Origin of the sequence: Acidocella sp., assembly GCF_052326845.1 — a bacterium.
GTDB lineage: Bacteria > Pseudomonadota > Alphaproteobacteria > Acetobacterales > Acetobacteraceae > Acidocella.
In genome coordinates this window covers 1-15,613 of sequence record NZ_JBKQJR010000075.1, presented here as the reverse complement: position 1 = coordinate 15,613, position 15,613 = coordinate 1, and the positions used below count along the sequence as shown (strand labels likewise).

18 protein-coding genes and 2 tRNA genes are annotated in these 15,613 nt (G+C 65.6%); 12 read left to right on the top strand and 8 right to left on the bottom strand.

Annotated elements, in window-relative coordinates:
• The first annotated feature begins 72 nt into the window (after nt 1-72).
• Together ACLPJJ_RS05010 and ACLPJJ_RS05005 are read left to right on the top strand one after the other, a co-directional pair.
• Nucleotides 73-648, top strand: coding sequence for a precorrin-2 dehydrogenase/sirohydrochlorin ferrochelatase family protein (locus tag ACLPJJ_RS05010; protein WP_443589851.1), 576 nt, complete (start codon nt 73-75; stop codon nt 646-648).
• Between the two features lie 57 nt (nt 649-705).
• Nucleotides 706-1,416, top strand: a complete 711-nt coding sequence (locus ACLPJJ_RS05005) for a phosphoadenylyl-sulfate reductase (RefSeq protein ID WP_443589850.1) — start codon at nt 706-708, stop codon at nt 1,414-1,416.
• On the opposite strand, the gene ACLPJJ_RS05000 is transcribed toward ACLPJJ_RS05005, so the two are convergent.
• The 6 genes from ACLPJJ_RS05000 to ACLPJJ_RS04975 are packed head-to-tail and all read right to left on the bottom strand — an operon-like array spanning nt 1,400 to nt 6,173.
• Nucleotides 1,400-2,596 carry an MFS transporter gene (locus tag ACLPJJ_RS05000; RefSeq protein WP_443589849.1) on the bottom strand — a complete coding sequence of 399 codons (1,197 nt, stop codon included), beginning with the start codon at nt 2,594-2,596 and terminating at the stop codon, nt 1,400-1,402. The two genes, ACLPJJ_RS05005 and ACLPJJ_RS05000, sit on opposite strands and share 17 nt — an antisense overlap.
• A complete protein-coding gene (locus ACLPJJ_RS04995) occupies nt 2,593-4,032 on the bottom strand; it encodes an MFS transporter (protein ID WP_443589848.1) in 1,440 nt (479 codons plus the stop codon). The genes ACLPJJ_RS05000 and ACLPJJ_RS04995 overlap by 4 nt, the downstream gene beginning before the upstream one ends.
• Nucleotides 4,032-4,364 (bottom strand): gamma-butyrobetaine hydroxylase-like domain-containing protein, encoded by a 333-nt coding sequence (locus ACLPJJ_RS04990; protein ID WP_443589847.1) that lies wholly within the window; start codon nt 4,362-4,364, stop codon nt 4,032-4,034. Before ACLPJJ_RS04990 ends, ACLPJJ_RS04995 begins: the two co-directional genes overlap by 1 nt.
• Nucleotides 4,361-4,555 (bottom strand): Trm112 family protein, encoded by a 195-nt coding sequence (locus ACLPJJ_RS04985; RefSeq protein ID WP_443589846.1) that lies wholly within the window; start codon nt 4,553-4,555, stop codon nt 4,361-4,363. Before ACLPJJ_RS04985 ends, ACLPJJ_RS04990 begins: the two co-directional genes overlap by 4 nt.
• Before the next feature lie 2 nt (nt 4,556-4,557).
• Nucleotides 4,558-5,232, bottom strand: coding sequence for an LON peptidase substrate-binding domain-containing protein (locus ACLPJJ_RS04980; protein WP_443589845.1), 675 nt, complete (start codon nt 5,230-5,232; stop codon nt 4,558-4,560).
• A gap of 5 nt (nt 5,233-5,237) precedes the next feature.
• Nucleotides 5,238-6,173, bottom strand: coding sequence for a tetratricopeptide repeat protein (locus tag ACLPJJ_RS04975; protein WP_443589844.1), 936 nt, complete (start codon nt 6,171-6,173; stop codon nt 5,238-5,240).
• A gap of 136 nt (nt 6,174-6,309) precedes the next feature.
• Here ACLPJJ_RS04975 and ACLPJJ_RS04970 point away from each other — a divergent pair.
• The 10 genes from ACLPJJ_RS04970 (at nt 6,310) to lpxB (ending at nt 13,523) form a co-directional block, all read left to right on the top strand.
• Nucleotides 6,310-6,384, top strand: a tRNA-Gly gene (locus tag ACLPJJ_RS04970).
• 72 nt (nt 6,385-6,456) lie between these two features.
• Nucleotides 6,457-6,531: transfer RNA gene (locus ACLPJJ_RS04965), tRNA-Gly, on the top strand.
• 86 nt (nt 6,532-6,617) lie between these two features.
• Nucleotides 6,618-7,418, top strand: a complete 801-nt coding sequence (locus ACLPJJ_RS04960; RefSeq protein ID WP_443589843.1) for a tyrosine-protein phosphatase — start codon at nt 6,618-6,620, stop codon at nt 7,416-7,418.
• A 94-nt stretch (nt 7,419-7,512) separates the two neighbouring features.
• Nucleotides 7,513-8,037: a MarR family winged helix-turn-helix transcriptional regulator gene (locus ACLPJJ_RS04955; protein ID WP_443589842.1), complete on the top strand. Its 525-nt coding sequence runs from the start codon at nt 7,513-7,515 to the stop codon at nt 8,035-8,037.
• A gap of 47 nt (nt 8,038-8,084) precedes the next feature.
• Nucleotides 8,085-8,840 carry a polyphosphate kinase 2 gene (gene ppk2, locus ACLPJJ_RS04950; RefSeq protein ID WP_443589841.1) on the top strand — a complete coding sequence of 252 codons (756 nt, stop codon included), beginning with the start codon at nt 8,085-8,087 and terminating at the stop codon, nt 8,838-8,840.
• Nucleotides 8,837-9,220, top strand: coding sequence for a phosphoribosyl-AMP cyclohydrolase (gene hisI / locus ACLPJJ_RS04945; protein ID WP_443589840.1), 384 nt, complete (start codon nt 8,837-8,839; stop codon nt 9,218-9,220). The genes ppk2 and hisI overlap by 4 nt, the downstream gene beginning before the upstream one ends.
• Nucleotides 9,221-9,309: 89 nt before the next feature.
• Complete coding sequence (locus ACLPJJ_RS04940; RefSeq protein WP_443589838.1) at nt 9,310-10,947, top strand: c-type cytochrome; 1,638 nt, start codon at nt 9,310-9,312, stop codon at nt 10,945-10,947.
• Nucleotides 10,931-11,524: a GNAT family N-acetyltransferase gene (locus ACLPJJ_RS04935; RefSeq protein ID WP_443589837.1), complete on the top strand. Its 594-nt coding sequence runs from the start codon at nt 10,931-10,933 to the stop codon at nt 11,522-11,524. Before ACLPJJ_RS04940 ends, ACLPJJ_RS04935 begins: the two co-directional genes overlap by 17 nt.
• Nucleotides 11,521-12,387 carry a carbon-nitrogen hydrolase family protein gene (locus tag ACLPJJ_RS04930; protein WP_443589836.1) on the top strand — a complete coding sequence of 289 codons (867 nt, stop codon included), beginning with the start codon at nt 11,521-11,523 and terminating at the stop codon, nt 12,385-12,387. Before ACLPJJ_RS04935 ends, ACLPJJ_RS04930 begins: the two co-directional genes overlap by 4 nt.
• A complete protein-coding gene (gene lpxB / locus ACLPJJ_RS04925) occupies nt 12,384-13,523 on the top strand; it encodes a lipid-A-disaccharide synthase (protein ID WP_443589835.1) in 1,140 nt (379 codons plus the stop codon). The genes ACLPJJ_RS04930 and lpxB overlap by 4 nt, the downstream gene beginning before the upstream one ends.
• 148 nt (nt 13,524-13,671) lie before the next feature.
• On the opposite strand, the gene ACLPJJ_RS04920 is transcribed toward lpxB, so the two are convergent.
• Both ACLPJJ_RS04920 and ACLPJJ_RS04915 read right to left on the bottom strand, forming a co-directional pair.
• Entirely contained in the window at nt 13,672-14,037 is a 366-nt protein-coding gene (locus ACLPJJ_RS04920) for a c-type cytochrome (protein ID WP_443589834.1), read from the bottom strand.
• A gap of 275 nt (nt 14,038-14,312) precedes the next feature.
• Nucleotides 14,313-15,613, bottom strand: a 1,301-nt coding sequence (locus ACLPJJ_RS04915; protein WP_443589833.1) for a phosphate acyltransferase, incomplete at its 5' end; no start/stop codon positions are given.

Genomic DNA, 15,613 nt, shown 5'->3' with positions numbered 1-15,613 from the left:
GCTATGGCAGGAGAAAATCTTTATTTTTTTACCTCCATTGCAAGGCTGTAAAAAATCATCTTCTAAAGTGCCATGATTCCCCTGGCGCTATCCCCCGATCGCGTGCGGCTTGGCTTGGCCGGTTCCGGCCCGGCCGCGCTGCGCCGTCTGCGCGCGCTGCGCCAGGCGGGGGCGGATGGGTTGCGTTTCTATACCGAGGGGGCTGACGCCGTCCTGGCGCTTGAGGCTGGCACGGCCTTGCGCCCTGCCCTTCCGGATGAGGCCGAGCTTTCGCAACTGCATGCGCTTTGGATCGCCGGACTGCCGCGCGAGCAATTCGTCCCGCTGGCCGAGGCGGCGCGGCGCCTGCGCGTGCTGGTGAATGTCGAGGACGAGCCGGAATACTGCGACTTCCACGCCGTGGCGGAAATCCGCCGGGGCGATCTGCTGCTTACCGTCTCGACCGGCGGCACCGCGCCGGGCCTCGCCGGAGCCATCCGCCGCCGGCTGGAAGCCTGCTTCCCCGCCGCCTGGGCGGAGCGGGTGAAAGAGGTGGCTGCGCTGCGCCAGTCCTGGCGGGCCGAACAGGTGCCAATGGCGGAAGCGGCGCGGCGCATCGACCAGCTCACCGAAGAGCGTTGTTGGCTCTCCTGTCCAAAAGTGAGTTGACCATTGTCCTTCGTTGATGACATTGCGCCGGCGGAACCCGGCCAAGGATTGCCCAATATGCTCGACACGATTTCCACCACCAGCGCCGAAACGGTGCTGCGCGACGCGATCACGCACCGCTTTGCCGGCAAGATCGCGCTGGTCTCCTCCTTCGGCACGGAATCCGCGATCCTGCTGCACATGGTGGCGCAGATCGACAAGTCGCTGCCCATCATCTTCCTCGATACCGGCAAGCTGTTCCCCGAGACCCTGGCCTATCGCGACGAGCTGGTGGCCCGGCTCGGCCTTACCGATGTCCGCTCCATCAGGCCCAGCGGCGCGCAGCTTGCCGCCTACGACCCGGATGGAAGGCTTTGGGAGAAGGATACCGATCTGTGCTGCGCCATCCGCAAGACCAACCCGCTGGACGAGGCGCTGGTCAGCTTCGAGGCATGGATCACCGGGCGCAAGCGCAGCCAGTCCGGCACGCGCGCGCATTTGCAGATGGTGGAAACCGGCGCGGATGGGCGGATCACCGTGAACCCGCTGGCCTTCTGGAACGACGAGGATCTGGAAGCGTATTTCGAGACGCATGACCTGCCGCAGCACCCGTTGCAGGCCGAGGGCTATACCTCGATCGGCTGCGCCGTGTGCACGCACAAGCCGCTGCCGGGCGAGGACAAGCGCTCCGGCCGCTGGGCGGGCACGGCCAAGACGGAATGCGGCATCCACATGCCGCGCGCCATGAGCAAGCCCAACTGGCCGGAAGAACTCAGCTTCGAGGTGTAAGCGCCACGCGCAAGAAGACCGGTATGGCGGCGGCTTGCAGCAGCACCGATACCGCCACCAGCCAGATCAACCCCGCGCCGTAAAGCAGCCCAAGCGCGACGCTGCCCAGCAGCCAGGCGGTGCCGCGTATCGCGTCGAACAAGCCGTAAGCCGTGGCCCGCCGCGCCGGAGTGATGAACTCGCCCAGCATGGCCTGGAACAACGTGTCCTGCGTCGCCATGCCGACACCCCACAGCACTACCCCGGCCACGGCCAAGGCCGCGCCACCGAAAAACACCAACGGTACGGCAAACGTGGCTAGGATGATGCCGGTGGTGATGGCGCGTGGGCCCATACGGTCGAATATCCAGCCGAGCAGCAGCGCCGCCACGCCCTCAGCCGCCATGCCGGCAGCGTAGATGGCCGGAATCCAGGAGAGCGGCACGGTATGCGCCCGCGCGAAATGGAAGCCGATCAGTGCGAAGTCGGCAAAGCCCGCCGCCATCAGCGACGCCGCCACCGTCAACAGCCGGAATTTGGAGCCGAACCCCACCCAGGCGGCGGGATCGACCGCCGGGACACGCAGCTCCAGCTTGCGCGGGTCCGGGTAGAGCCGCCGCGCCAGCGCGAGCAGCAGCAGCGCCGCCAGCGCCGGCAGCAGCAGTGCCGCGAAGCTCCGGTGGAACCCCGCCCCCGCAGCCAACAGCAAGGCCACCAGCAGCGGGCCAGAGAGGCCACCCGTCTGGTCCAGCGCCGTGTGCAGGCCGAACCCCCACCCCGCCCCGGTGCGGCTGGCCGCATGGGAGAGCATGGCGCCGCGAATCGGCGCGCGGATGGCACGGCCGAAGCGCTCCATCACCAGCAGCAGCGCCGCGACCGGCCAGTTCCCGGCCAAAGCCAGCAGCGGCACCGAGAGCAGGTTGATGACATAGCCGCTCAGCAACAGCGGCCAATAGCGCCCGCTGCGGTCCGCCGCCCGGCCGGAGAAATAGCGCACGCCGTAGCCCAGGAACTCGCCAAACCCCGCGACGGAGCTGACGATGACGGCGGACGCCCCGAGCGAGCCGAGGAACGGCCCGGCAATGCTGCGCCCGCCTTCATAGGTCATGTCCGCGAACAGACTGACAAAACCGATCAGCACGATGAAGATGATGGCGTTGCGCTTAGCCCTGAATTCCCCGACTTGCTGTAGGCCGTTCATGCCTTCGCCTCCGTTGCCGCGCGGTGGCCGCTCAGCGCCTCCCCGGCATTGCGTGGTAGCCGGGCGCAGAGCGGCGCCGCCAGCATAGCAACGGCGCTGACGATGATGAAGGCAATTGCGTAGTCCGATTTCATCGCCGTTTCATGGCCCTGCAGCCGGGCGGAAACCTCCAACGTGAAGGCCCCAACGACGATGCCGAGGGTCAGCGTGAGTTGCTGGGCCGTGGCGTACAACGTCGTCGCGGCGGACATGCGCGGACGCGGCACATCGCCATAAGCAATGGTATTAAAGGCGGTGAATTGCAACGAGCGGAAGAAACCGCCGGTGAACAGGATGGCGTCCAGCAGCAGCGAGGGCCAGTCGCGCTGGAAGCTCGCGCAGACGCCCATCATCGCCGCGGCGAGCACGCCGTTCCAGATCAGCACGGTCCGGAAGCCGAAGCGCTCCAAAAGCGGCTGCGCGGCGGGCTTCATCAGCAGCGCCCCCGCGGCGGAGGCAAAGGTGACAAAACCGCTCTGCAGCGGGGAGTAGCCAAAGGCGAGTTGCAGCATGAGCGGCAGCAGGAACGGCAGCGCGCCTACGGCGATGCGGAACAGGCTGCCCGCCAGAATGGAGTTGGCGAAGGTGGGAATGGCGAGCAGCGAGAAATCCAGCACCGGATGCTCCATGCGCCGCGCATGCAGCGCATAGGCTAGGCATGCCCCCGCCCCGGCGGCAAAGGCGGCGGCCGTCCAGCCCACGGGAAGCAGCTTCCGCCCCACCGTCTCGAACCCCAGCATCAGGAAGGCCATGGCGAGGCCGGAAAACACCAGCCCCAGTAGGTCCAGCCGCCCGCCGCGGTCAGCCTCACGCACATCCGGGATGAACATGCTGACAGCCGCCACGCCGATAATGCCGATGGGCACGTTGATGTCGAACACCCAGCGCCAGGAGAAATAGGAGACAATGAAGCCCCCAAGCGGCGGCCCTAGAATCGGCCCGACGAGCGCCGGCATGGTCAGCCAGGACATGGCCGCCACCATCTGCCTACGCGAGATGGAGCGCAGCAGCAGCAACCGCCCCACCGGCAGCATCATCGCCCCGCCCAGCCCCTGAACGATGCGCGCCGCCACCAGCCAGCCCAGCCCCGAGGCCACGCCGCACAGCACCGAGCCCACTGTGAAGATGATGATGGCGCCGCGGAACACCTGGCGGGCGCCGAAATGGTCCGCGACCCAGCCCGAGGCCGGGATGAAGACGGAGAGGCTTATAAGGTAAGACGTGAGCGCCACGCTCATATGCAGCGGCACGGCATGGAAGCTGCGCGCCATGGCCGGCAGCGCCGTGGCGATGACCGTGGAGTCGAGGTTCTGCATGAACAGGGCGGTGGCGATGATCACCGCCATCAGCCGCATGTGCCCGGGGGAGACTTCCGGCTCGGCCTCTGGTTCCACCATCAATCCCGGCCGAGCCCCGCCTGCTCGAGCAGGTGCAGATAGCGCCGCCAGCGGATCTGCTGCTCCCGCCCCAGCTCGCGCAGATACTCCCAGGAGTAGCTTCCGGATTCGTAGCCGTCGGAGAATTTCAGCCGCAGAGCGCAGCTGCCAGTGGGCGAGGCCGCGAGAATCCGCACTTGCCGCTTACCCGCGACCAACTCCGCCCGGCCTAGCCCGGCCGGGGGCTGCACACGCAGAAATTCCGCCGCGAAGCTGAGCGTGCTGCCGTCTTCGTAGTCGAGGTCGAGGCGCTTATCCGCCTGGCGGATCCTGATCTGCGCTGGTTCGCTCACGGCTCCAGCTGGCGCGCTTCCTCCGCCAGCATGATGGGAATGCCGTTGCGGATCGGGTAGGCCAGACCGGCCTTGGGGCTAATCAGCTCGTTATGTTCGCGGTCATAGGTCAGCGGGCCGCGGGTGAGCGGGCAGACCAGGATCTCCAGCAGCCGCGGGTCCAGCGGGGGGTTGGTTTTCTCGGTATGCATTTTCAACTCGCTTTCGGTTCCCAATCTTCATCGAACCCGCCATCGCGGGCGCCGATCTCCAGCAGGGCCAGCAAGGCGCGGGCGCGCTCCGCCTGGTCCTTCGCTTCAAGCAGAGCCTGTTTTTCCTCGTTGGTGAAGGGGCAGGCCATGCTGAGCGAGGTGACCAGCAGTGCATCCGGCATGGCTTCCAGCCCGTCCCAGTTCACGTCCATCCCCGCGCTGACGAAATAGCGGCGCAGCGCATTGTCCAGCTTCTGGCGGGGGAATGGCAGGCCGTCCTCCTCCAGCGCGCGCAGATCGCCCGCGAATCCGGCCAAGCCAGCGCGCACGCGCCGGTAGCCCCGGCGCATCTCGATCTCCTCGACTACGGTGAAGCGGATCACGCCGGTCATAGTGATGAGGTAGCGCCCATCGGCGGTCTCGTCGAAGGAGGTGAGCCGGCCGAGGCAGCCGATTCGGTGCAGTCCGGGGCCGTTCTCCCCGCGGCCGAGGCGCTTATCAGGCTGCACCATGCCGAAATACCGCCCCTCCCCCAGCGCATCCTCCACCATGGCGAGATAGCGCGGCTCGAAGATGTTGAGCGGCAGGCGCCCGCCCGGCAGCAGCATCGCCCCGCCGAGCGGAAAGACCGGAAATTCCTCCGGCAGCTGGTCGAGCTGCGGCCTGAACGCGGCCATTTTCGTCAGCGGAACAACAGCGCCGAGAGCTTGCGGCGCGCCGCCATGGTCGCGGGGTCATCCATGCCCCAGGCCTCGAAGAATTTCAGCAACTGCAGCCGCGCCGCATCGTCGTTCCAGGCGCGGTCGCGGCGGATGATTTCCAGCAGCGCCGCGGCCGCCTCGGCCCGCGCGCCGGAAGCGTTCAGCGCCGTGGCCAACTCGTAGCGGGCCTCGTGGTCGTCCGGATCAGCGCCCAGCCGCGCCGCCAGCCCCGCCATGGCCCCCTGCGCCTTGCGGCCTTCCTGGGCCAGAGCCAGGGCCGAGCGAGCGCCGGCGATCTCGGCATGTTCGGCGATCTTGGCCGGCACCTGGGCAAGCATTTCGGCGGCCTGGTGCTCATCGCCCAGCGCCAGCAGCGCGCGCGCCAGCCCGCCCCAGGCCTCCGGCTTTTCCTCGTCCTCCTGCAACGCGGCGGCGAAATACTGCCCCGCCTGCTCCGCAGCGCCCTGCTCAAGCAGCGCCTTGCCCTGGGCGATGAGGTCCACCGCCGGGGCGGCGCTGCCCGCCAGCTTCAGCAGCGACTCGACAAACCGCTTCAGCTCGCTCTCCGGCAGCGCGCCGGAGAAGGTGTCGGCGATCTGCCCCTGCCAGAAGGCGACGACGGTGGGCACGGACTGCATCGGCAGCCCCATGCGGGCGAGCTGCGTCACCAGCTCCCGATTCTTGTCCACGTCGATCTTCACGAGCTTCACCCGCCCGTTCTGCGCCTTCGTCACCTTCTCCAGCAGCGGGGTCAGGGTTTTGCACGGGCCGCACCAAGTCGCCCAGAAATCCACCAGGACCGGCATCTCGCGGGAGGCCTCGATGACGTCGGCCATGAAATTGGCCTGGTCGCCGTCGATGATCATGGCCTGGGCGGCGGGGCGCGCATCCTGCGCAGTGTTGAGAAGGCTGCTCATTCGTGTTCCGTCCATATGCGTTTGCGTCTCTATATAGGGGATCGGGGCCAACTCTCACACCCCAAAGCATTTTAGTTGAGGGGCGGCGCTTGCAATCCGTCTCAGTGATGGCTAAAGAGCCTCCACCGCGCCGTGAGCGGGCGTAGCTCAGGGGTAGAGCACAACCTTGCCAAGGTTGGGGTCGAGGGTTCGAATCCCTTCGCCCGCTCCAATTTTTATTCAAGTTCCTCGCCTGCCGCCAATACAATATTGGCCGGGCGCAGCGCGTTTTATTGCGCCATGAGCGGGCGTAGCTCAGGGGTAGAGCACAACCTTGCCAAGGTTGGGGTCGAGGGTTCGAATCCCTTCGCCCGCTCCAATTCTCCTCCAGGTTCCACGGGTTTGGCATCGCGCGTTTTCGCGCTACCTTCCGGCCGTTCTCAAACTCCCCCTGCAGGTGCGCGCATGACGAAAGCCGAAGTTCTGGATGACCCTCTGGCAGCGCCGCGCGCTTTGGCCATCGAAGGCGGGCACAACCTGCGCGACATGGGCGGCTACCGCACGCGCTCTGGCCGACGCCTGAAATGGGGCATGCTGTACCGCTCCGGCGCCATCAGCAATCTCACCAGCACCAGCCGCGAGGCTTTGCGCCGTCTCGGCATCATGGCGATCTGCGATTTCCGCACGCCGCATGAGCGCGAGCGCGTGCCGATGGATTGGTATGCGGGGCAGAATGTCGGCTACCACGCCTCGGAACGCGGCATCAGCATCGGCAGCCTGCAAAGCTTCATTGCCCAAGGCGGGCATCAGCCAGGCGCGATGCGCGATGCGATGCACGCCATCTACAGCAAGCTGCCTTTTGAACAGGCTGGGAGCTATCGCCAGCTTTTCCACCTGCTGAGCACCGGGCATGTGCCGCTGCTGTTCAACTGCGCCGCCGGCAAGGACCGCACAGGCTTGGCCGCGGCGCTGATTCTCTATGCGCTTGACGTGCCGCGCGAGACCATCGAGCATGACTACACGCTGACGAACCAGGTGATTGGAGAGCTGGAGACGACAATGCGCCGCGACTCCGGCTATGCCGGACTCGCCACCCTGCCGCGCGAGGAATACCTCCCGCTGCTGGAAGCGCATCCGGAGTATCTCGGCATCGCCTTCGGCGCGATCGAGCAAAAACATGGCAGCATTGGCCAGTATCTGCACGACGAGCTTGGCGTGGACGCGACGGAGCTGGAGAAGATCCGCGCTCTGCTGCTGGAGGATTAACCGCCTGCCCTTGCCGCTTATGGCGATCATTGAATTGTAATTAGGCGAACGGTATGCCAGCATACTACAGACAGTTATAAATTATGGCGTGCCAATGAGCGAACGAAACATACCAAACCCTGAGCCGAGCCAGTTCAACCTGGGTTTCCTGGTCCACGATGTCTCCCGCCTGCGGCGCACCGTGATCGACCACGCGCTGAAACCGCTTGGAATCACCCGTTCACAATGCTGGGTGCTGGCGAGTCTGAGCTGGCGCAACGGTGAGCCGGCCATGCAGACGGAACTCGCCAAGGCGCTCGATATTGGCAAGGTGGCGCTCGGCGGGCTGCTCGACCGGCTGGAAGCGCATGGCTACATCCTCCGCCGCGCCGCCCCGGGCGACAGGCGCGCCAAGCTGGTGGAAATCACCCAAGCTGGCACCGCCCTGCTCAGCGACATTCAGGGGCTCACCGCGCGGATGAACGAGACGATGCTCGAGGGCCTCTCGGCTGAAGAGATCCTGGCCGCAGAGGACATCCTGCGCCGCATGAAACAGCGGCTGATTGAAATGAGCAACGAGGCGAAGGGGATTGCGGATGACGGGCCGGATGACGGGGAACCGCCTCCGCTCGCCGCCTGATTACCGCGAATTTTACAATCCGGCGGGACCAGCCTTATAAGCCGCTGATGGCAAAGGACCTCTCCTACGAAAAAACCCTCCGCAAGCTGCAGATCGAACTGGTGAAACTGCAGCGGCATGTCATCTCCAAGGGCAAGAAGGTGCTCATCATCCTGGAAGGGCGCGACACCGCCGGCAAGGATGGCACGATCAAACGCATCACCGAGCATCTCTCCCCGCGTGACATCCGCGTGGTTGCCCTGTCCAAGCCATCCGATGTCGAGACCACGCAGTGGTATTTCCAGCGCTATGTCGAGCATCTGCCCGCGGCGGGTGAAATCGTGCTGTTCAACCGCTCCTGGTATAACCGCGCGGGGGTGGAGCCGGTGATGGGCTTCTGCACAGCGGAAGAGACCGACGAGTTCCTGCGCAACGTGCCGGTGTTCGAAGCGATGCTGGCGCACTCTGGCATAGTCGTGCTCAAATATTATCTCGATCTCGAGCGGAAAGAACAGAAGAAGCGGCTCGAAGAGCGGCGCACGGACCCGCTGAAGCAATGGAAGATCAGCCCGATCGACGAGAAGGCGCTGAAGCATTTCGACGATTACACCGCGGCGCGGGACAGGATGCTGCGCGACACCGACTCCGCCGCTGCGCCCTGGACGGTGGTGCGCGCGAATGACAAAAAAGCCGCGCGGCTGTCGATCATCGCTGACCTCATCACGCGCGTCGAGTACGAGGAGGCCACCCGGCACGAGATCGACCAGCAGGTCATCTGCCGTTTCAACGAAGCCTGCCTGACCAACGGGATGCTGGCCCGATGAGCAAGATCCTCGATGCGATCAGCTTCAACGCCGACGGCCTGATCGCCGCCATCGCCCAACAGCACGATACGGGCGAGGTGCTGATGATGGCCTGGATGAATGCCGAGTCGATCGAGGAGACGCTGGCCACCGGGCAGGTGTGCTACTACTCGCGCTCGCGCCAGAAGCTCTGGCGCAAAGGCGAAACCTCGGGCCAGCAGCAGAAGCTCGTGGAGATGCGGCTGGACTGCGATGGCGACACGCTGCTCCTGCTCGTGGACCAGAAAGGCGTGGCCTGCCACACCGGGCGGCGCAACTGCTTCTTCCTGGCGGCGCGGGGCGGCGAATGGGTCGAGATCGCCAAGCCCGAGGTCAGCCCCGAGACGCTGTACGGGCGCTAAAGCGTCACACTTTGTCACCACACTTGAAGGTGCTGCGGATTTTGGGGAAAAGGAACCTAGCTAGAATATAAAATCATTGGGGGTTGTTCATGCCATTCGCATTGCCGGAATTCCGCGCCCAACGCATCGTCCTTGCCGCAGCGGCCCTGGCCCTCGCCTTGGGCGGGGCCGTGGCCACCCGCATCGCCCTGGCTGATGACAGCGCCAACTACCCCGCCGCCTCCCTCACCGCGCCCACCGACCCGGCGGCGCTGCTCGCCCGCGGCAAATATCTGGTCACGGCGGCGGACTGCATGCCCTGCCATACGGGCCCGGGCCATGCGCCCTTCTCCGGCGGGCTGGTGGTGAACACGCCCTATGGCGGCCTCGCCAGCCCCAACATCACGCCGGACAAGGATACCGGCATCGGCAACTGGTCCGACCAGGATTTCTACAACGCCCTGCATGACGGCGTGGCGCCTGGGCGCTCCTATCTGGTGTTCCCGAAATTCCTGTACCCGGCCATGCCGTACACCTCCTACACCAAGCTCTCTTATGCGGATGTGATGGCCATCAAGGCCTATCTCTTCTCGCTCCCGCCGGCGAATGTGCCCTCCACGCCCTCCTCCCTGGCCTTCCCCTTCAATCAGCGCCCGGTCCTGCTCGGCTGGCGGATCCTGTTCTTCCGCGCCGGCCCGATGCACATGGACCCGAGCTGGGATGAGCACATGAAGAACGGCGCCTACCTCACCGAGGCGCTGGGCCATTGCGGCGAGTGCCACACGCCGCGCAACATGCTCAGCGCCACGGAGACCGGCCGTGCCTATGCTGGCGCGCCGATCGACGACCTCTACGCCCCGAACATCTCCTCGGACAAAACCCAGGGCGTGGGCGGCTGGACCCAGGCCGACCTCGTCGCCTACCTGCATGATGACGGCAACATGGTGAAGGGCTCGCCCTTCGGCGCCATGAGCGACATGACCGAGAATTCCACCAGCCTGCTCCCGCTCTCCGACGTCATCGACATCGCCACCTACCTGCAAACCGCGACCAAGCCGCAGCACACCACCCCGCCCGCCGCGGCGGCCGATGCCACGGACTCTGTTAGCCGGGGTGCCGCCGTGTACGCCGCCAACTGCGCCGGCTGCCATGGCAAGACCGGCGGCGGCCTGCCGCCGAAATTCGTGCCCAATCTGGCGGGCAACGACTCCATCATCGCCGACCAGCCATATAACGTGATCGGCCCGGTGCTGAGCGGCCTTGCCCCCTGGACCAAGATACCGATGCCCAGCTTCGCCACCCGCCTGTCGGACCAGCAGATCGCGGATGTCGCCAACTATGTCCGTACCGCCTGGGGCAACCAGGGCGTGCCCAACGCCACCCCGGCCGACGTCATGCGCCTGCGCGGCATCGCCGTTGTGCCGGCCATGGCCGACGCCGAGTCCGACGCGCTGGGCTGCCCGCATGTCTCCCCTGCTGGCGGGCCGGACACCGTCACCGATCCGGGCAACGGCCTGCTGGACATCTACCAGGGCGCGACCCCGGCCACCCTGGCGAACCGCACCCGCACGCTCATCGCCGCCGTCCGCGCCAACAACGCCACCATCAGCGATGCCGACCTGACCAACACGCTGGTCGCGGCCTATTGCCCGGTGGTGGCGCACATGGCCGGGCTGAGCCTCTCCGACAAACAGACCGCGCTGAAGGACTTCATTGCCGGGTCGGCGCCGCTTGTCGCAGCTCATTAAGGTAGAAACCGTCACGGGGGCGGCGATATTGCCGCTCCTGCCGGAACTGGCGCGGCTGCGCATCACCGTGTTCCGGGAATTCCCCTATCTGTATGACGGCGATCTCGCCTACGAACAAAGTTATTTGCGCGTCTATGCCGAAGCCCCGGCTGCCGCCATCATCATCGCGCGCGATGGCGAGAAGATCGTCGGCGCCTCCACCTGCCTGCCGCTGGCGGCGGAAACGCCCAACGTGCAAAGGCCGTTCCGCGATGCGGGCATGGACATCCCGCGCATCTTCTATTTCGGCGAGAGCGTGCTGGAGTCCGCCTATCGCGGCCGGGGCATTGGGGTAAAATTCTTCGAGGCCCGCGAGGCCCAGGCCCGCGCCCATGGTTATGGCATCACCGCCTTCTGCGCCGTGCAGCGCCCGGTGGACCACCCTGCCCGCCCGAAGGCTTACCAAAAGCTGGATGATTTCTGGCGCAAACGCGGTTACACGCCACACCCGGAGCTGGTCTGCACCATCTCCTGGCGGGAGGTTGGCGCTGACCGTGAGACCGAAAAACCGCTGATGTTCTGGACCAGAAATCTGTGAAACTCGCCCTCGCCGCCTTTGGGGTCACCCCGCCGCCCAATCTTAAGGCCTTCATCACCCGCATTGAGCGCCTGGCCGCCGAGGCCTCGCTCGCTGGAGCGGATTTGCTGGCACTGCCCGAGTATTTCTCCATGGTGCTGGCGGGGGTCGAGATCAAAACCCCCGACATCGCCGCCGAGCTGGAATATGTCGTCGGCGCCGCCAGCCAGCTCTTGGGGCAGATCGTGATCCTGGCGCAGCGGCACAGGCTGCATATCCTGGCAGGCACCATCCCCATGCGCGATGCCGATGGGAAGGTGCGCAACCGCGCCCCGTTCATCGCGCCCTCCGGCGCCGTGAAGTTCCAGGACAAGCAGTCGATGACACGGTTCGAGGCCGAACTGTGGAATGTCTCCGGCGGCGAAGGCCCGAAAGTGTTCGACACGGCCTTGGGCCGCATCGGCGTCTCCATCTGCTACGATTCGGAGTTCCCGCTGCATGTCCGCGCCCAGGTGGCGGCGGGAGCCAAGCTCATCCTCATCCCCTCCTGCACCGCCTCCATGGCCGGGTTCAACCGCGTGCGCCTTTCGGCCCGCGCCCGCGCCGTCGAGAACCAATGCTATGCCGCCGTCATCCCGCTGGTCGGCAACGCCGCCTGGTCCGGCTCCATCGACGAGAATTTCGGCCACTGTGCCCTGTTCACCCCCTGCGACACCGGCTTCCCGGATGATGGCGTCGCGAGCGCGGGGCCGATGAACGAGCCGGGCCTGACCTTCGCGCCGGTGTATTTCACCGCCATCGATACTGTCCGCGTGGCCGGAAATGTGCTGAACCACCGCGACTGGCAGGATGTGCCCCCCTGCCCGGTCGTGGAGCTCATGTGACGAAAATTTTTGTCATTGCCGGTGAGGCAAGCGGAGATGTCCTGGGCTTGCGCCTGATGACGGCGCTGCGCGCGCTGCGGCCGGATATCCAGTTCAGCGGCGTTGGCGGGGCGCGCATGGCGGAGGCGGGGCTCACCTCGCTGTTCCCCATGCAGGAGCTGGCGCTGATGGGGCTCGCGGAAATCCTGCCGAAAATCCTGCGCCTGAAACGCCGTTTGCACCAGACGATCGAGGCCATTCGCGCCGAAAAGCCCGACATCGTGCTGACCATCGACAGCCCCGGCTTCACCCTGCGCGTGCTCAAGGCCATCGGAAATAGCGGGCCGAAGCGTGTGCATTACGTGGCCCCTCAAGTCTGGGCCTGGCGGCAGGAACGGGTGAAACATTTCCCCGGGCTGTGGGACGAGTTGCTTTGCCTGCTTCCCTTCGAGCCGGAATTCTTCGCCCCGCACGGGCTGCACCCGGTATTCACCGGGCACCCGGTGCTGGAATCCGGCGCTGACAAGGGTGATGCCGCGCGGTTCTTCACCCGCCACAGCCTGGCGCCCAATGCCGTGCCCATCGTGCTCATGCCCGGCTCGCGCGTTACCGAGACCAGGCGGCTGCTGCCGGTGTTCCGCGAGGCGCTGACGCTGCTGGCGCCACAAGTGCCGGGGCTGCGGCCCGTCGTCGCCGCCGCCGCCGGGGTTGCCGGGCATGTCGCCGCCCATACCGAGGATTGGCCGGTGAAGCCGATCATCGTGCATGATGTGGCCGAGCGCTACGATGCCTTCGCCGCCGCCAAGGCCGCGCTGACCAAGTCCGGCACCTCGACGCTGGAACTCGCCATGGCCGGCGTGCCGATGGCCGTCACCTACCGGGTGAACCCAATCTCCGCCTTCCTCGGCCGCCGCCTCATCAAGGTGCCTTACGTGGCGATGATCAACCTGCTCGCCAAGCGCGCCTTGGTGCCGGAGCTGCTGCAGGAGGATTGCCGGGCGGACAAGCTGGCCGCCACGCTCTCACACCTGTTGCGCGACGAACAGGCCGCCGCCGCCCAGCGCGCGGGTTATGAAGCCGCGCTTGCCACGCTGCACACGCCGGATGGCTCGCCCTCCGCCGCCGCGGCCAAGGCGATCCTGGCGGTGCTCGCCTAAGAGTTCCCTTCAAGACCCTACTATGCCGGCCGTCTGGCACCGCATTTCTGCGCTCCGGTGCTCACGTACTACAACGTACGCTCCGCTCCGGTGCTCGAAATGCGGCACCATTCGGCTCGGCCTAGCGGGTTTTGTAAGGAACTCTAATTCAGGACGTCAGCGTCTTCAGATAGGCGATGATATCTTCGACCTGATCGGTGGTAAGCCGACCGGACCAGGCCGACATCGGCGCGGAGAGCGGCTTGCCGTTCTGGTCCTCGGCCTGCATGATGGCGCGCATTAGCAGCGTGTCGTCGTTATGGAAGGTATTTTCCAGTCTCGGCGCACGCAAATCCGCCGAAACCACGGTGCCGAACTTCACATGGCCGGCGCCAGTGGCGAGGTGGCAGGCGCTGCAATTGTCATCGAACAGGGTTTTGCCGTTGGCGACCTGATCGGCACTTGGGCTTTGAGCCAGAGCCGAGGCTGCGAGGCCAAGCGTCAGGATGATAGCGTATGAGAGCTGCCGGATCACGAGAACCTCCAGTGTAGGAGAGCGGGCGGAACTGACATAGGACGCTGGTGCCGGCGAACAAGCCTCATCGAAATGATATTTCGGCGTACGCACCCGGCGCGTCGTCCCCAACGCGGCGCGGATGCGGCAGGGGCTGGTACCGGCTAGAGCAATATGTGTTTAGGTTGAACCGGGCGGTTCGACATAAACACATGAGATTGCTCGCTAAAACACAAAGCTAGAGCGTTCAGCCAAATGCTGAACGCTCTAAGCGGTACCAGCCCCTGCCGCGCGGGTTATTTCTGCGCCACCAGCGCCGCTTCCATGGCGGCCACGGCGGAGAGGTTAATGAGCCCGCGCGCGGTGACACTCGGCACCGCGATGTGCATGGGCTTAGACAGGCCGAGCAGCATGGGGCCCACGGTCACGCCCTCGGCCGTCGCCTTGACCAGATTGAAGGCGATATTCGCGGCGTCGAGATTTGGAAAGATCAGCAGGTTGGCGATGCCGTGCAGCGTCGAATCCGGCAGCGCATGGTGACGGATCTGTTCCACCAGCGCGGAATCGCCATGCATTTCGCCATCCACCTCCAGACCGGGGTCCTGTGAATGAATCAGCTTTAGCGCCTGGCGCATCTTCTTCGCTGACGGCGAATTAGAGGCGCCGAAATTGGAGTGCGAGAGCAGCGCCGCTTTCGGCGTAATGCCAAAATGCCGCACCGTCTTCGCCGCCATCAGCGTCATTTCCGCGATCTCTTCCGCATTTGGATCCACATTCACATGGGTGTCGCAGAAGAACAGCACGCCAGCCTGCAGGATCAGCGCGGTCATCGCATAAATCCGCCCGGATTCTGAGCGGATTGGCAGCGCATACTGGAATTGCCGCCACCAGTCGCCCACCCCGCCGCAAATCGCGGCGTCGGCCTCGCCCGTCGCGAGCATCATGGCCGCCGCCACCGTTGGGCGCTTGCGCACGTGGCGGATAGCGGTATCCGGTGGCGTGCCACGCCGGCCGACTCGGGCGGAATAACCCTTGAGCAGAGTCTGGAACAGCTCCGGTTCCTGCTCGAGGTCGAGAATCCGCACATCCTTCCCCGGCTCCAGGCGCAGGCCCAGCGTCTTGATCTTGGCCGTAATCGTCTCGGTGTTCCCGAGCAAAATCGGCTGCGCCAGCCGGTCATCCACCACGCTCTGCACCGCGCGCAGCGTGCGCTCGTCATCACCCTCGGCATAGACGATGCGCGGGTAGGCCTTGCGCGCCGCTTCGACGACCGGGCGCAGCAGCTGGCCGGAGCGGAACACAAATCGCTCCAGTTCATGCTTATAGGCCACGAAATCCTCGATAGGCCGGCGGGCAACGCCCGCATCCATCGCCGCCTGCGCCACGGCCGGGGCGATATGCATGATCAGCCGCGGGTCGAACGGCTTGGGGATGATGTACTCGGCGCCGAAGGTGGGGGCATGCCCGCCATAGGCGGCGGCCACGACCTCGGAGGCTTCCACCCGCGTCAGCTCGGCAATCGCCTTCACCGCGGCGAGCTTCATGCTCTCGGTGATGGCGGTCGCCCGAACATCCAGCGCGCCGCGGAAGATGAAGG

Bases quoted from the DNA above. Each gene is read 5' to 3' on its own strand.
- ACLPJJ_RS05010 (WP_443589851.1), top strand. From the start codon at position 73: ATGATTCCCCTGGCGCTATCCCCCGATCGCGTGCGGCTTGGCTTGGCC.
- ACLPJJ_RS05005 (WP_443589850.1), top strand. From the start codon at position 706: ATGCTCGACACGATTTCCACCACCAGCGCCGAAACGGTGCTGCGCGAC.
- ACLPJJ_RS05000 (WP_443589849.1), bottom strand. From the start codon at position 2,596: ATGAACGGCCTACAGCAAGTCGGGGAATTCAGGGCTAAGCGCAACGCC.
- ACLPJJ_RS04995 (WP_443589848.1), bottom strand. From the start codon at position 4,032: ATGGTGGAACCAGAGGCCGAGCCGGAAGTCTCCCCCGGGCACATGCGG.
- ACLPJJ_RS04985 (WP_443589846.1), bottom strand. From the start codon at position 4,555: ATGCATACCGAGAAAACCAACCCCCCGCTGGACCCGCGGCTGCTGGAG.
- ACLPJJ_RS04980 (WP_443589845.1), bottom strand. From the start codon at position 5,232: ATGGCCGCGTTCAGGCCGCAGCTCGACCAGCTGCCGGAGGAATTTCCG.
- ACLPJJ_RS04975 (WP_443589844.1), bottom strand. From the start codon at position 6,173: ATGAGCAGCCTTCTCAACACTGCGCAGGATGCGCGCCCCGCCGCCCAG.
- ACLPJJ_RS04960 (WP_443589843.1), top strand. From the start codon at position 6,618: ATGACGAAAGCCGAAGTTCTGGATGACCCTCTGGCAGCGCCGCGCGCT.
- ACLPJJ_RS04955 (WP_443589842.1), top strand. From the start codon at position 7,513: ATGAGCGAACGAAACATACCAAACCCTGAGCCGAGCCAGTTCAACCTG.
- ppk2 (WP_443589841.1), top strand. From the start codon at position 8,085: ATGGCAAAGGACCTCTCCTACGAAAAAACCCTCCGCAAGCTGCAGATC.
- hisI (WP_443589840.1), top strand. From the start codon at position 8,837: ATGAGCAAGATCCTCGATGCGATCAGCTTCAACGCCGACGGCCTGATC.
- ACLPJJ_RS04940 (WP_443589838.1), top strand. From the start codon at position 9,310: ATGCCATTCGCATTGCCGGAATTCCGCGCCCAACGCATCGTCCTTGCC.